This window comes from Roseateles agri (assembly GCF_034043675.1).
In the GTDB taxonomy this organism is placed as follows: domain Bacteria; phylum Pseudomonadota; class Gammaproteobacteria; order Burkholderiales; family Burkholderiaceae_C; genus KK5.
Window position 1 is genome coordinate 383,678 of record NZ_JAXCLA010000007.1, and the last position, 14,010, is coordinate 397,687.

The window sequence follows — 14,010 nt, forward strand, 5'->3', positions numbered from 1 at the left end:
CGAGTGAAGACAAGATCCAAGACCCACCTTGCTGTGCTGGCGGCCTCTGCACTGCTGCTTGTCGGCTGCTTCGGTCAATCGGCGGACCAGTTCCTCGCCGAGGCCAAGACGAAAATCGACGCCAAGGAGAGCGAAGCGGCGGTCATCCAGCTGAAGAACGCCCTGCAGAAGGATCCCAACCTTGCGGAAGCCCGTTTTCTGCTCGGCAAGGTGATGCTCGAGTCTGGCGACATGCGCGGTGCAGCGATTGAGCTGGGCAAAGCCAAGGACCTTGGCTACAGCGATGACTTGGTCGTTCCGCTGATGGCGCAAGCGATGGTGGGCCAGGGGCAGTTGCAAGAGGTCTTGACGAGCTTCGATGACATCCAGCTACAGTCACCCGAGGCAATCTCGAATCTGAAGGCTTCGCTTGCCGTCGCCTATGGCGGCCTCGGACGCTCCGTGCAGGCGGAGGAAGCGATTCAGTCGGCGGTCTCGGTCGACCCTTCAAACACTCGTGCGCAACTCGTCCGGATACGTTTGCTGGCCGGCGGTGGGTCAATTGACGACGCCCTGCTCGCGCTGGATGCGCTGATGGCCAAGTCCCCTAGCTCGGAGGCTTGGCAGCTCAAGGGCGATTTGCTGGCTCGCACCAACAAGCGCCAGGAGGCCATGCAGGCCTATCGCGAGGCGGTTATCCTGAACAAGGGCAATGTGCCAGCCCAGATCGGCCTGATGCAACTGCTGCTCGCCAAGCGCGATTTGGAAGGCGCCACGGCGCAGCTCGCCGCCCTGAAGACCGCGCGGGCGGGTCAGGGCCAAGTGTTGATGTTCACCGCTCTGTTGGCGTTGGAGCGTAACGATCTGAAGCTGGCGCGCGACAGCGCCCAGACTTTATTGAAGAACGCGCCGGAGGATCCGCGCGTGCTGAACCTGGCCGGCGCCATCGAATATCGCCGCGGGGCTCTGCTGGAGGCTGAAAACTACCTGAGCAGGGCCTTGCAGTCGACGCCCACGTTGACCAAGGCGCGTCTGCTACTGGCACAGACCAAGCTGCGTCAGGGTGATGCCGCCAAGGCCTTGAATGTGCTGCAGCCTTTGCTGGATGAGCAGGGCGGCAGCGTGGAGGCCTACACGATCGCCGCGGAGGCCTACCTGCAGAGCGGCGAACCCCAACGCGCCGAGGAGTATTTCACCAAGGCATCCGAGCTGAACCCGAAGGACGTGCGCAGCCGCGTAGCGTTGGCGCTGGCCCAGGTGTCCAAGGGACATCTGAGCGAAGGGGTTTCGGCCTTGCGCGCGCTGGCGGCTTCGGACTCGGGCGTGACGGCCGACATGGGCCTGATCACCACCTTCCTGCAGCGCCGCGATTGGGATCAGGCGCTGAAGGCTATCGACGGCCTTGAGATCAAGACGCCCGATCGGCCGACCGCTGCGAACCTGCGCGGACGCGTCGAACTCGCCCGCGGGAACAAGGACCGTGCCGGCCAGGCTTTCGAGGCCGCGGTGAAGATCGACCCCGTGTTCTTTCCGGCGATCGCCAGCCTGGCTGCGCTGGACGCGGATGCCGGCCGCACGGACGCCGCGAAGGCGCGCTTCCAGCACCTGCTCGAGACTCAGCCGAACAACGTGCAGGCCAACATGGCGGTGATCGCGCTGAGCGCCAAGGCCGGTGCCAGCAAGGACGAACTGGCCGCATCGCTGGACAAGCTGGTCAAGCAGATGCCCACCGAAGCCCAGCCGCGCCTGGCGCTGATCGAGATGCAGCAGCAGCGCCGGGACTTCAAGGCTGCGGTGGCAAGCGCGCAGGATGCGGTGGCTGCATTGCCTGACAACGCCGACGCGTGGCGGCTGTTGGCTCAGTCGCAGGCTGTGGCCGGCGATGCCAACCAGGCGATCAACTCCGTCAACAAATGGGCAACGCTAGCGCCCCGCTCACCGGAGCCGCAGCTGATGCTGGCGGAGATCTACGCGAAGCAGGGTGACAAGCCCAGCCAGACGCAGGCGCTCAAGCGAAGCCTGGCGATCAAGGCCGATTTCCGCCCGGCGCAGCTGGCGCTGTTTGCCAGCGAACTTGGGGCGGGCCACTATTCCGAGGCGCGCCGTGTCGCGGAGACGGCTCAAACCCGGCAGCCCGCCGACGCGATGGGCACAGCGCTGCTGGCGGACGTCAGCGCCGCGCAGAAGGACTGGACCAGCGCCGTCACAGGCTATCGTGCCGCGCTGAAACTGCAGCCGGTGCCGGAAGTGGCCATCAAGTTGCATCGGGCGCTCAACGTCGGCGGCAAGCCGGCGGACGCCAAGGCTTTCGAATCCGAGTGGACCGCTGCGCATCCGCAGGACGCTGTCTTTCTCGACTACCTGGGCAGCCTGGCCTTGATGCAGCAGAACCTCCCATTGGCGGAGCAGCGCTATCAGGCGGTCCTGAAGATCCAGCCCGACAACCCGATCGCGGCCAACAACATTGCCTGGCTCCTGAACAAGGCCAAGAAGCCGGGTGCGCTGGCCTTTTCGGAAAAGGCCAACAAGGTTGCGCCGGATCAGCCCGCGTTCATGGATACGCTCGCGCAGATCTATGCCGACAACGGACAGATGGACAAGGCCCTGGAAATCCAGAAGCGGGCCGTCGGCCTGGCGCCTGACCTGGCCGCGCACCGGCTGCATCTGGCGCGCTACTATGTGGCCGCTGGTCAGAAGGCAGAAGCTCGCACGGAGTTGAGCCGCCTGTCGGCCCTGGGCGACAAGTTCGGCCAGCAGGCCGAGGTGAGCAAGCTGCTGGCTACGCTGTAGAGAGGTGCCGTCGATGAAGGGATGGAGACTGGCTCGTCGAGCCGTTCTTGTTGGCCTTGCCTCTGCCACGCTGGCCGTTGCTCAAGCGGCTGCCGCGCTGGAATTGCCTGACCTGATCGATCGCAACAAGCCTTCGGTCACCCTGGTCGGCACCTATGCGGAGACCGACAGCCCGCGTTTCGCTTTCCGTGGCAGCGGTTTCGTCGTTGGCGACGGCAACCTTGCCATCACCAACGCCCATGTGCTGCCGCCCGCGTTGACCGGCGAAGTCGGCCGGCGCCTGGTGATCCAGGTGCGGCGTAGCTCGGGCGAATGGGGCGTGCGCAACGCCAGCGTCGTCTCCCTGGACAAGGCCCGCGACCTCGCGCTGCTGCGCTTCGAGGGGCCAGCCGCGCCGGCGGTGACGCTGCGCAAGGATGGTGTGCGCGAAGGCACTCCCATCGCGCTGATGGGCTTCCCTTTGGCCGGCGCGCTGGGCTTTTCCACCGTCACCCACAAAGGCATCGTGTCCGCGGTGACCGGTATCGCCATGCCGACGCCCAGCGCCCAGTCGCTGAACGCGAGCGCGGTGCTGCGTCTGCGCGAGGGCTCCTTCGACATTCTGCAGCTCGACGCGACCGCCTACCCTGGCAACAGCGGCGGCCCGGTGTTCGATGCAGAGCGGGGCGACGTGATCGGCGTGATCAATATGGTCGTCGTCAAGCGAAGCCGGGAATCGGCGCTGAGCGATCCATCCGGCATCACCTATGCAATCCCGGCGAGCTATGCGGCCGCCTTGGTCGAGCAGGAGCTCGGCGCCAAGCCTTAGGCCTCTGCGCAGCAGCCTTTACTTGATACCATCGGCAGCAACCTCCGAGGTCATCCTGTGGACTCCACATCAAGCGAAAGAAATCTTGGCATCAAGTTCCAGGAGTTGTTCGAGCTCACGCCAGCGTTGGACGCGGCGAGCATCGAATCGGTCTATCGAATCCGTCACGAGGTCTACTGCCGCGATCTAGGTTGGGAGCCGGTCCGCGCGGATGGCATGGAGACGGACGAATACGATCCCAATTCGATCCACTGCCTGCTTCGTAGCCGCGGAACTGCTGAACCTATCGGCTGTACGCGCCTCGTCCTTGCGCGTCCTGGAGATCGGTCCTATCTGCTGCCCTTCGAACACAGCTGCAAAGACGTCATCCACCGCGAGGAGTGCGACCCTTCGTCCCTCCCGCGCGATGACGTCGCCGAGGTTTCGCGGCTCGCCGTGATGGGGCGATTCAGGCAGCGTAAGGGCGAAACTTCAAAGCCCGTCTCGGTCGCCGACGAAGACTTCGAGTCGCGCGCCGGCCTGCCTCGCTTCCCGTTTATCCCGGTGAGCCTCTACCTGGGTGCGGCCGCGATCGCTCGACGGCTGAACATCGAAAACGTGTTCGTGCTGACCGAACCAAGGCTGGCCAGTCACTTCGGCCGCATCGGCTTCGACATCCGCCCTATTGGTGGGGCGATCGAACACCGCGGGACGCGTGTTCCATCGCTGCTGAGTTCCAGCAGGGTCGTGGCAGGGCTGCGGCCGTTGATCCAGCCGCTTTACGCCGTGATCGAAAAATCGGTCACCGACGCGTTCGAGCGCCATCCGGAAGCGATCCAGCGGGTCAAGCCGGTGCACGGGTAAACCTACCCTCGCCGAGCGCAGCGCATGGCGCGGTGATCGAACTGGGAAGGGCCAAGAGGCCTGGGCTACGCAGCGGAAAGAATCGTTCCGCGGACGGTGCTTGTCATGCTGCGCCGATCCTTAGAGCATCCCCAGCAACTTCTTCGCCTCTTGTTGCTGCGGCAGCGCTTCGCTCATCCTCGCCAGCTTCGTCAACTCCTCTTTGGCGGCGGCCTTCTGTCCTGCGCTGAGGTAGAGCCGCGCCAGGGCCAGGCGATAGCGCGGGTTGTCCGGCGGCGCCAGCGCAACGGCTCTCTTCTCGATGTCGATCGCTTTGTCCAGTCGACCGGCCTTGGCGTGGATCTGCGCAAGTGTGTCCAGCAGTGGCGGGCGATCTGGCAGCACCTTGTTCGCGCGTTCTGCCAAGTCCAGCGCCTCCGACCGCCCGGCCTCAGACAGTAGCCAAGCCAGATTGTTCAGTGCCATCGGATCGTTGGGTTCGATTTTCAGCACTGCCTGATACCGCTGCTCGGCCAAAGCCATGTCTTTCTGGTTTATAGCCCGGTCACCCAGGTACAGCAGGAAGACGACATCTTTCGCATGTGTCTCCAGCCACTCCGCCTCGAACGCCCTTACCGCTCCTGCGTTGCCAGTCTTCACCAGCGCCGGGTGCAGCTTCAGTGCCAATTCCGTTGGCGAGTTAGCAGTCAAGGCCGAGCGGTAGGCTGACACCGCTGCATCCCAATGCTTCTGTGCGGCCTCAATATCCCCGAGCAGCACCGCGCCGACAGCATCATTGGGGTGTTGCTGCCGCACGGTCTGCGCGATGCTGCGGGCCTCGGCGTAGTCCCCCTTGTTGGCGCTGGCGGCAATTAGCGCGATCTGCGCGGGTAGAAAGTCCGGCTTGATGAGCAAGGCTCGCTTCAGTGTCTTCATCGCCGACGGCCCATCGCCGCGGCGGGCGTACAGTTCCGCCAGCGAGACGAGAGCCTGCGGCGAATTCGGGGCCAAACTCACCTGCTTGTTCAGGCTCGCCGTCGCCTGCAGAAGATCTCCCGTCTTCGCCTGCGCGCGCGCCAGCACGGCCTGTATATCCGCATTTTCAGGCAGCGCAGCGGCGGCGTTCTGAGCGGCTGCCAGCGCCTCCTTGCCATGGTTGTGCTGCAGCAGTAATTTCACCAACGTTAGTCTTGGCTCTGCTTCCGTGGGCGATTGCTGGATGGCCTTTTCCAACATGCTCACCAACTCCGTCAGGGGGGCGCCTGCCAACTGACGTACGTGCGCCAAGGTCATCTGAGCGCGCATATGTTGCGGGTCGCGCGCCAGTACCTGCTGCAGCCGCGTTGCCGCCGCTCCATAGTCTCTTTGGTCCACATCCAGCTTCACCAGTGCAGCCACTGCCGGGTAGTAGGCGCTATCCAATTTCAGTGCAGCCTCAAAGGCCTGTCGCGCCTCCGCCACGTGCCCCTGCATGAGTTCTGTCGCCCCTCGCAGTTGGGCCGGTAGCGGGCTGCCGGGGACCTTGCGCTGCAACCCAGCAATGTCGGCAAGCGCCTGCACCTGATCCTTACTTTCCATGTGCAGATTGACGAGCGCAAAGTTTGCCGCCATGCCGGGGTCCTGTGCTGCCAGCGCGCGCAAATCGGCCACTCCCTGCTCGAACTGGCCGCGCCGCGCCTTTGCCAGCGCCAACACCACGCGGCTGCGAACGTCCTTCGGATTGGCCTCGGCAATCAGCGCGAAGTAGTCCTCCGCCCGCTTGGTATCTCCGGCCAGCATGTAAGCCTCTGCAGCGACTGCCAGCGAAGCAGGATTCTTGGTCACTTCTGCCAGAGCCGGCCGCAAGGTCGCAAGCGCCTTCTCCGTGTCTCCCCGGCGCAATTGCGCCTGTGCCAGCAAGGCCCGCGCACCATCGTGGTCCGGGTGATCGGCGACCAGTTTCCCCAGCGCCGCCTCTGCCTCCTGCAACGCACCGCTTTGCAGGCCGATCCGCCCGGCCAGCATCAGCACGCTCGGATCTGTGGGTGCCAGCTTCTGCACCTGCTGGATGGCCTCCGTGGCCGCTTTCGAGTCACGGCGTGCAAATGCCAGCACCGCCGCGTCGAAGAAGGTCTGCGGATGCCGCGGCGCCACCGCCTTCAGCTTGTCCAACTCTGCTGCCGCGCCTGTTATGTCGTTCGCCTCCATCAGCAGCGTGAACGCCCCATTGCGCGAGCTAATGTCGTTCGGGTCCAGGGTAGCGGCCTGTCTTAAGGCCTCCACGGCCTCGCGGCGATGCCCTGTGCTTACCAGCAAATCCCCCTTTGCTCGCCAGGCTCTCGCATCCTTGCCATGTGCGGCTAACAGTGCTTCCAGGGCCGCCTTCGCCTCATCTATGCGCTTGGCTGCCAGCAGGAGATGCACCTTCGCCACCTGCGCCCTCAACCTGCCTGGCGCCAGTTTCAGAGATGTCTCCACCTCTTCCAAAGCCTTCGGCAACTGGTTGGCCTCGCCATACGCCATCGCCAGCGTCGCCTGCAGATCCGCCATCTCCGGAGCAGAGGCCAGTTGCGTCTGCGCAAACTCCGTCAGCACCCGGGCACTCTGACCGCGCGCGAGCATCAGCTTCGCGTGCAAAGCGGTCACTCCATCCCCGGCGTAGCCGCCCTTCATCGCCTTGTCCAACTCAATGCCGGTGCCCGTGAGGTCACCTCGCTCGTACAAGGCGCGCGCGAGCAGGAAGCGCGCCTGCGCCAAATCCGGCGCTGCCTGCAAGGCATTCTTCAGCTCGATCGTCGCGGTTGCGACGTCCCCTTTGTCCAGCGCCTCCTGGGCCGACTGCATGAACTGCTCGGGAGATTTCTGAAAACACCCCGCCAGCAACAGAGGGGTGCCCAAGGCGGCGATGACGGCGAGGCGAGACTGGAGGAGTTTCACGATGGATTGCAGTACAAGCGAAGGGGAAGAGGCCAATGCTGCGTAGGCGGCAAAATTCCAGATGGTGCGCGAGATGGTAACGAGGCACTCCGTGCACCCGGCCGGCTTTTTGCTGGGTGCATGCCTTTCACTCCCCCCGGGTTCATGGGGGTCCAAAAGGTGTTCTGGAGTGTCGAATATTTTTACAGAATCTGCCAGCTCCCTCGTGAGGGTGGTGTGAAAAATTCAATAAAATCAATGACATGGATCTTTTGAATGAATCTGGCACGGGACGTGCTTGTTAGATGCTTGACAGGCGGTGGCTATGACAAAGTAGCCTCGCAATCAGGTTGGCACCTTAACCCTTAGGAGTTTCCGCCATGAAGATGAAGAAGACTTTGGCTTCGCTGGCCCTCGTCGCTGTTGCTTTTGCAAGCACCTCCGCCATGGCGGATCAAGTTCCCTTTACGGTCAATGAGACAGGTATTCCCGGCGTGTCGAACTGGGATACCATCGTCGGAGCTACAGGCTCATTCACTGCCAACAACATGGGCGGTAAGTACGATGAGCAAGTGGGCTTGAATGGCGATGGTACTTTCTCCGCCTCGGCGATCGGAACTTTTGCTGCTTATTACAACAACGCGACTCAAATTGGCTCTGACAAGTCGGCGTTGGGCGCGCCCGAGTCGCTGGGTGGCTACAAGTTGTACGCTGTGTTCACGGCAAGTGGCAATGCGACCAGCAACACGACGTTCGCGGGTACGAGTGGTACTTTGAACATCTATGTCGATACGGGTTCAAATACCTCGTGCAGCATCACCAGCTTCACGACCGCCGCGACTTGTGCCGGCAACGGCGATGACCTCTTGGTTGGCACCAGCACTACCAGCTACGGGACCGGCGATCTGGTTGGCCCCCCGGGTGCTTTCAACATCTACTTCTCGAACTTCGCTTTGACTTCTTTCGGTCAAACCTACTGGACCGGTATCGACACACTGCAGTTCACGCTGCAGACCAATGGTGATATCGACATTGTGACTCCTGACCCGACCACGGGCGGGCTGCCTCCTTACTCGATCCATGGTGACTTCAGTGCGAATTTCGCGTCGGTTGTTCCCGAGCCGGCTTCCCTGGCTCTGGTTGGTGTCGCGCTCTTGGGCCTGGGTGCCGTCACTCGCCGCCGTAACCGTAAGGACTGAAAGCGTCCAGACGCATCTTTAGCCTAGGGAAAAGCCCTGCCAGCGATGGTGGGGCTTTTTTGCGTGTGATGCTTGTCTACTGCCGCGAGTTGGCGCCTTGATCTTGCGTAAGGGGCGAGAGAGGGGAGGGGGCTGTGTCGCACGCATGTTTGTGTGATCGAGGTTGCGTTCGTGGGGCTCACGTATGCAGTGCTATTGCAACGAATGTCAGCCGCGCCGTTCGAGGACTGATCAAGTCCTTGCGTGTCCGACCGGGCCTGCGCGGTTGTGCTTTCGCAGATGCGGCCCATGAAGACGGCAGGCCCCGCCGTTCCTTCGCCGGGCAGTGCGTTAAGCTGCTCAGCGATGCGCACCGCCCTTTGTGTGGAACCGGGGCTTTCGGAGAAGACGACTCGATTCCTTGTATAGCGCGCAAATACAAAGGCGTGACTTCGGGCTGAAGTTGCAGCGCTCAGTAGCGCGTGGCGCCTTTGCATGGATCAAAAAGCGGGCGGTGCTGGCGATATTGGGAATCAGGTCGAGTCCTATGCGTGGCGCCCAGGTGGCCTGCCAGGATGATGTCAGTGGCCACGCCGTGAACGTTCGGCGCTGGACGCTGCGCTCGTTGACTACTTTTGCGGGCGGATTGGCGGGCACTGATGTCGCCTAAAGGAAGTGTGGTTGAAATCGTGGCCGAGCCTCTGGAGCGTCGAGGTCATGAAATATGTCGATCGTCGTGCCGTGCGCCGACGCGGCAATCTCGATCGTTCCAGCGGGATGCCCAGTGAAATCTGGCTTGAGTGATCGTCCAGATCGTGGGCGCAATGATCCCGCGTATCCCATCCAGGGGTGACCATTGATCGATGTCGATCATTTCGAAGCGCCAGGACTGGGTGTTGCTGCCGCACGGCGCTCAACGGGCAACTTCGAGAATCTGTGTCATGGTGCTGTCGGTGTCTATGATTTCGGTCTTTCGACACAGGTCGGTGCAGCCCGAGGAATTCTGCTTACTTGTAGTGGCGGGCGGCAGGCGCTTGTTGCATCATGTTGTCCTCATTCGGATCGGAAGGTGGAGGACACGTGGACCAGACCAATGCGTTCGACTATGGCAAGGCATTTTCGCGGAACATCGGCTGGGTAACTGAAGCGGAGCAGGAAAAACTCCGGAATGCGCGCGTGGCGATCGCCGGCCTGGGTGGCGTCGGCGGTGTTCATCTCTTGACCTTGGCTCGGCTCGGCATGAGCAAGTTCAACATTGCCGACTTCGATGAGTTTGGTTTGCACAACTTCAATCGACAAGTGGGGGCATTCATGTCCACCATCGATCGGCCCAAGGCGGATGTGCTTGCCGAGATGACGAAGGAAATCAATCCGCTTGCCGATATCCGCATGTTTCGGCAAGGGGTGACTCCGGATAACCTGGACGAGTTCCTGCGCGATGTTGATGTTTACGTGGACGGTATCGACTTTTTTGCGTTGCCAGCCCGGCGAATGTTGTTCAAGGCGTGCTACGAGAAAGGAATACCGGCACTGACGGCGGCGCCGCTCGGCATGGGTGTGGCGTTGATGTATTTCAAGCCGGGTGGCATGAGTTTCGAGCAGTATTTCCGGGTCGAAGGCCGCGCCGAGAAGGAGCAATATGCTCGTTTCATCGCTGGTGTGTCACCGGCCATGTTGCAGCGAGACTATCTGGTGGCGCCGCAAGCGGTGAATTTCGACGAGCGCCGCGGACCGTCGACGATGATGTCCTGCAATCTCTGCGCTGGCGTGATGGGCGTTTCGGTGCTGAAGGTTCTTCTGAATCGAGGGGCACTACGTGCGGCGCCGTGGGGAATGCAGTTTGACGCCTATCACCAGAAGCTCAAATTCACGTGGCGCCCTTTTGGCAATGCTAACCCGATCCAGCAACTTATGCTGATGTTGATCCGGCCGCTGCTGGAAGGTCGAGCCAAACCGCGCTGAACGGTTTGCTCCACCCATCCACGGGGTGGGGGCGGGCAATCCGTCCTCGTACGGGTTCGCCGGCATGGATTGAATGCGATGATGCGCGCCGCATGTAGTCTGCTGAGCGTCACTCTCATTCCGTGGAAGATCGTGATGATGTGCTCGGCCCAGGCTCGCCGAGGCCCTCTCTTGGATCCAGTGCCGCCAGGGGCCTATGGCATCATTCGGCGGCGCCAGCCCTGATGGAAGGGGGTTGTCAGCGACGCTGCGGCGAGGGTGAACGCACATGGAATTCATTCGGTTTTGAGAGGAACTGCCTTGAACAAAAAAATTACCCTTCTGTCGCATCGATTGGGACTGGTTGTTTGTGCCGCCGTGCTGGGCTTGCTCGCGGCCTGTGCTTCGAGTGGCCGCTATCCCGCGGCGCCGGTCAACGCTACGCCGCTGGACTACAGCTATGTGATCGGGGCAGGGGACAACATCAACATCATCGTTTGGCGTAATCCTGAACTCTCGATGTCGGTGCCGGTGCGGCCGGACGGCAAGATTTCCACGCCTCTGATCGACGAGATGGTGGCGCAGGGCAAGAATTCGACCGAGGTGGCGCGCGAGATCGAGAAGAAGCTCTCGGCCATCGTGCGGGATCCAGTCGTGACGGTGATCGTCACCAGTTTCGTCGGCCCCTATAGCGAACAGATCCGTGTCGTCGGCGAGGCGGCCAAGCCGCAGGCGCTGCCGTTCAAGCAGAAGATGACAATCCTGGACGTGATGATCGCCGTCGGCGGCCTGACCGACTTTGCGGCGGGCAATGACGCGACGATCCTGCGCTCCAGCGAGGGCAACAAGCAGTATTCGGTGCGCCTGAAGGATCTGCTCAAGCGGGGTGATGTGTCGGCCAATGTCGAGATGCGGCCCGGCGACATCCTGATCATTCCGCAAAGCTTCTTCTGAGCGCCCGCTCCATGACCTGCTGAACCCGAGACTCGCTTCAGATGGATTCCCTGATTGCTCAAGTTGTCGCCATCGTCCGGCGCATGTGGAAGTACCGCTGGACCGGGCTGCTGGTGGCTTGGGTCGTCGGTGCTGTCGGCGCAGTGGTGGTGTTCGTGTTGCCGGATCGCTATGAGGCGAGCGCGCGTATCTATGTGGACACGCAGTCGATCCTGAAGCCGCTCATGTCCGGGCTCACGGTGCAGCCGAACGTTGAGCAGCAAGTAGTGATGCTGAGCCGTACGCTAATCAGTCGGCCCACCGTCGAAAAGCTCGTGCGCATGGCTGACCTGGATCTGAAGAACCAGTCCAAGGCACAGCAAGAGGCGACGATCGATACGGTGACGAAGAACCTGTCAATCCAGAGCACTGCACGTGACAACCTGTACACGTTGTCCTATCGGGCGTCTGATCCTGAGACGGCCAAGCGTGTCGTGCAGTCGTTCGCGTCGATCTTCGTCGAGTCGAGTCTGGGCTCCAGCCGGAAGGACACGGCTACAGCTGCAACCTTCATCAACGAGCAGATCAAAACCTATGAAGGCAAGCTTGAGGAGGCTGAAACGCGGCTGAAAGAGTTCCGGTTGAAGAACATCCAGTCGATGTCCTCGGATGGCAAGGATTCGGCCTCGCGTCTGGCCGAGAGTTCGGCCCAACTGGAACGTGCGCGACTCGAGTATCGAGAGGCTGTCAATGCGCGCGATTCCGCGAAGCAGCAACTCGACGGAGAGCGCAACCACGGCACCGGTGCGAGCGGCGCCTCCAATTCCACGGTGCAGAGCCTGCTGCAGGAATCCAACCTCAATGTCGCCACGCCGGAGATCGATTCGAGGCTGGATGCACAGCGCCGCAATCTCGACTCTCTGTTGCAGCGCTTTACCGAGCAGCACCCGGACGTCATCGGCACCCGTAAGATGATCAAGGATCTGGAAGAGCAGAAGCGCAAGGAGCAGGCCGAACTCCGCAAGGCAGCGCTGGCGGTGCCGACGATGGCCGGCGGCCCAAGTGGCTCTCTAGCCAGCCAGGAACTGACGCGTCTGCTGGCGACGAGTGAGGTGCAGGTCGCGGCGATGAAGGCGCGTGTTGATGAATATCAGGCGCGCTATAGCCAAGCGCTGGCTGCGATCAAGACTGCGCCGCAGATGGAAGCCGAGGCGGCACAGTTGAATCGCGACTACGCTATCAACAAGAAGAACTATGAAGACCTAGTGGCCCGGCGCGAGGCGGCGGCGATCTCGGGTGACCTTGACGTGACCTCGGGTGTTGTCGACTTCCGCGTGATCGATCCGCCCCGTGCTCTACCTCAGCCGGTGGCCCCGAACCGTCTGCTGTTGCTCGCGGGTGCGATGCTCGGCGCGCTGGTCGCGGGTGTGTTTGCCTCTTTTGCGGCGAGTCAGTTGCGTCCGGTATTCCATGACATGATGGAATTGCGCAACAAGGTCGAACTGCCGATCCTGGGTGTGGTCACCCGGCTGGTGACGGATTCCGACAGGCGTCTGCGGCGCGTGGACCTGATTCGGTTCGGTGCGGCATCCGGTGCTCTGGTCGGGCTGTTCGTGCTGGGATTGACGGTCATGGCTATTCTCTTGAGTCGACAGGTGGTTTGAATGGGTAGCCTGATTGAACAAGCCGCCCAACGGCTGGAGCAGTTGCGTCAGGCAGGCGTGAGCCTGCCTGACGATACCGTCATGCGCTCGTCGGCCGAGCCGACGCCACAGATAGATGCTCAAGGGACTGCTATTGCTGCAGCCGCGGTGTCGGTGGATCCCGCGGCGTCGAACGAGCCCGTACCCGCTGTAGTGCCGGAACAGTTTCATCCTGCGTCCAAGATCGTGGAACTGGATATCGACGCGCTGTCTGCGCAGGGATTCCTGATGCCGAACTTGGCGCGCAGCCAACTGGCCGATCAGTATCGCGTGATCAAGCGCCCGCTGATCAAGAATGCGATGAGCAAGGGAGCGGTGTCGCTTAACCATGCCAACCTGATCATGGTGACCAGCGCCCTGGCTGGCGAGGGCAAGAGTTTTACCGCGCTGAACCTGGCGCTGAGCATCGCTGCGGAGATGGACAACACGGTGATGCTGGTCGATGCCGATGTTGCACGGCCCTCCGTGCTGCGCATGCTTGGTCTGCCACACGGGCCTGGCCTGCTCGATGTTCTGGAGAATGCGGTCGACATGTCCGAAGTGCTGATGCGCACCAATGTCGACAAGCTGACGCTGTTACCTAGTGGAACGCCGCACGCCCGTGCTACCGAATTGCTCGCGAGCGACGCGATGAGCCAGTTGCTGGACGACATGGCCAAGCGCTATCCAGATCGAATCATCATTTTCGATTCGCCGCCCTTGCTGCTGACCACCGAGTCACGTGTGTTGGCTTCGCACATGGGTCAGATCGTTGTGGTCGTGCAGGCCGAGAAGACACTTCAGAGCGCCGTTCAACAGGCGCTGCTCACGATCGAGTCGTGCCCGCTGAAGATGATGTTGTTGAATCAGGCCAGCGACAACGCTACCGGCAGCTATGGATACGGCTATGGCTACGGTTACGGCTACGGCTACGGGTATGGCAATGAGACTGCCAAGGGCTGAGGCCGACCGTGAAGTTGAT

General features: G+C 61.9%; 9 protein-coding genes. 8 read left to right on the top strand and 1 reads right to left on the bottom strand.

Translation table 11 applies throughout. From position 1 onward, the window contains the following. The first annotated feature begins 3 nt into the window (after nucleotides 1–3). The 3 genes from prsT (SNE35_RS22130) to SNE35_RS22140 are packed head-to-tail and all read left to right on the top strand — an operon-like array spanning nucleotide 4 to nucleotide 4,420. The gene (prsT, locus tag SNE35_RS22130) at nucleotides 4–2,769 is read left to right on the top strand and encodes an XrtA/PEP-CTERM system TPR-repeat protein PrsT (RefSeq protein ID WP_320425181.1); all 2,766 of its coding nucleotides are present in this window, start codon (nucleotides 4–6) and stop codon (nucleotides 2,767–2,769) included. 13 nt (nucleotides 2,770–2,782) lie between these two features. Next, the gene (locus SNE35_RS22135; RefSeq protein WP_320425182.1) at nucleotides 2,783–3,577 is read left to right on the top strand and encodes a S1C family serine protease; all 795 of its coding nucleotides are present in this window, start codon (nucleotides 2,783–2,785) and stop codon (nucleotides 3,575–3,577) included. Nucleotides 3,578–3,634: 57 nt separating this feature from the next. Beyond that, entirely contained in the window at nucleotides 3,635–4,420 is a 786-nt protein-coding gene (locus SNE35_RS22140) for a PEP-CTERM/exosortase system-associated acyltransferase (RefSeq protein ID WP_320425183.1), read from the top strand. Between the two features lie 120 nt (nucleotides 4,421–4,540). On the opposite strand, the gene prsT (SNE35_RS22145) is transcribed toward SNE35_RS22140, so the two are convergent. After that, on the bottom strand, nucleotides 4,541–7,315 hold the full coding sequence (prsT, locus tag SNE35_RS22145) for an XrtA/PEP-CTERM system TPR-repeat protein PrsT (protein WP_320425184.1): 2,775 nt from the start codon (nucleotides 7,313–7,315) through the stop codon (nucleotides 4,541–4,543). A 359-nt stretch (nucleotides 7,316–7,674) separates the two neighbouring features. On the opposite strand from prsT (SNE35_RS22145), the gene pepA reads away from it, so the two are divergent. The 5 genes from pepA to SNE35_RS22170 all read left to right on the top strand — a co-directional run bounded on the left by pepA (nucleotide 7,675) and on the right by SNE35_RS22170 (nucleotide 13,991). After that, nucleotides 7,675–8,493: a flocculation-associated PEP-CTERM protein PepA gene (pepA, locus tag SNE35_RS22150; protein ID WP_320425185.1), complete on the top strand. Its 819-nt coding sequence runs from the start codon at nucleotides 7,675–7,677 to the stop codon at nucleotides 8,491–8,493. 1,059 nt (nucleotides 8,494–9,552) lie between these two features. Further along, a complete protein-coding gene (locus tag SNE35_RS22155; protein ID WP_320425186.1) occupies nucleotides 9,553–10,434 on the top strand; it encodes a ThiF family adenylyltransferase in 882 nt (293 codons plus the stop codon). A gap of 333 nt (nucleotides 10,435–10,767) precedes the next feature. Next, complete coding sequence (locus tag SNE35_RS22160; protein ID WP_431312778.1) at nucleotides 10,768–11,367, top strand: XrtA/PEP-CTERM system exopolysaccharide export protein; 600 nt, start codon at nucleotides 10,768–10,770, stop codon at nucleotides 11,365–11,367. Between the two features lie 41 nt (nucleotides 11,368–11,408). Then, nucleotides 11,409–13,010 carry an XrtA system polysaccharide chain length determinant gene (locus SNE35_RS22165; protein WP_320425187.1) on the top strand — a complete coding sequence of 534 codons (1,602 nt, stop codon included), beginning with the start codon at nucleotides 11,409–11,411 and terminating at the stop codon, nucleotides 13,008–13,010. Beyond that, a complete protein-coding gene (locus tag SNE35_RS22170; RefSeq protein ID WP_320425188.1) occupies nucleotides 13,011–13,991 on the top strand; it encodes an XrtA-associated tyrosine autokinase in 981 nt (326 codons plus the stop codon). Nucleotides 13,992–14,010 lie beyond the last annotated feature (19 nt).

Excerpts from the sequence above, each read along its gene's own strand:
- SNE35_RS22170 (WP_320425188.1), top strand. The coding sequence starts at position 13,011 with ATGGGTAGCCTGATTGAACAAGCCGCCCAACGGCTGGAGCAGTTGCGT.
- pepA (WP_320425185.1), top strand. The coding sequence starts at position 7,675 with ATGAAGATGAAGAAGACTTTGGCTTCGCTGGCCCTCGTCGCTGTTGCT.
- SNE35_RS22165 (WP_320425187.1), top strand. The coding sequence starts at position 11,409 with ATGGATTCCCTGATTGCTCAAGTTGTCGCCATCGTCCGGCGCATGTGG.
- SNE35_RS22135 (WP_320425182.1), top strand. The coding sequence starts at position 2,783 with ATGAAGGGATGGAGACTGGCTCGTCGAGCCGTTCTTGTTGGCCTTGCC.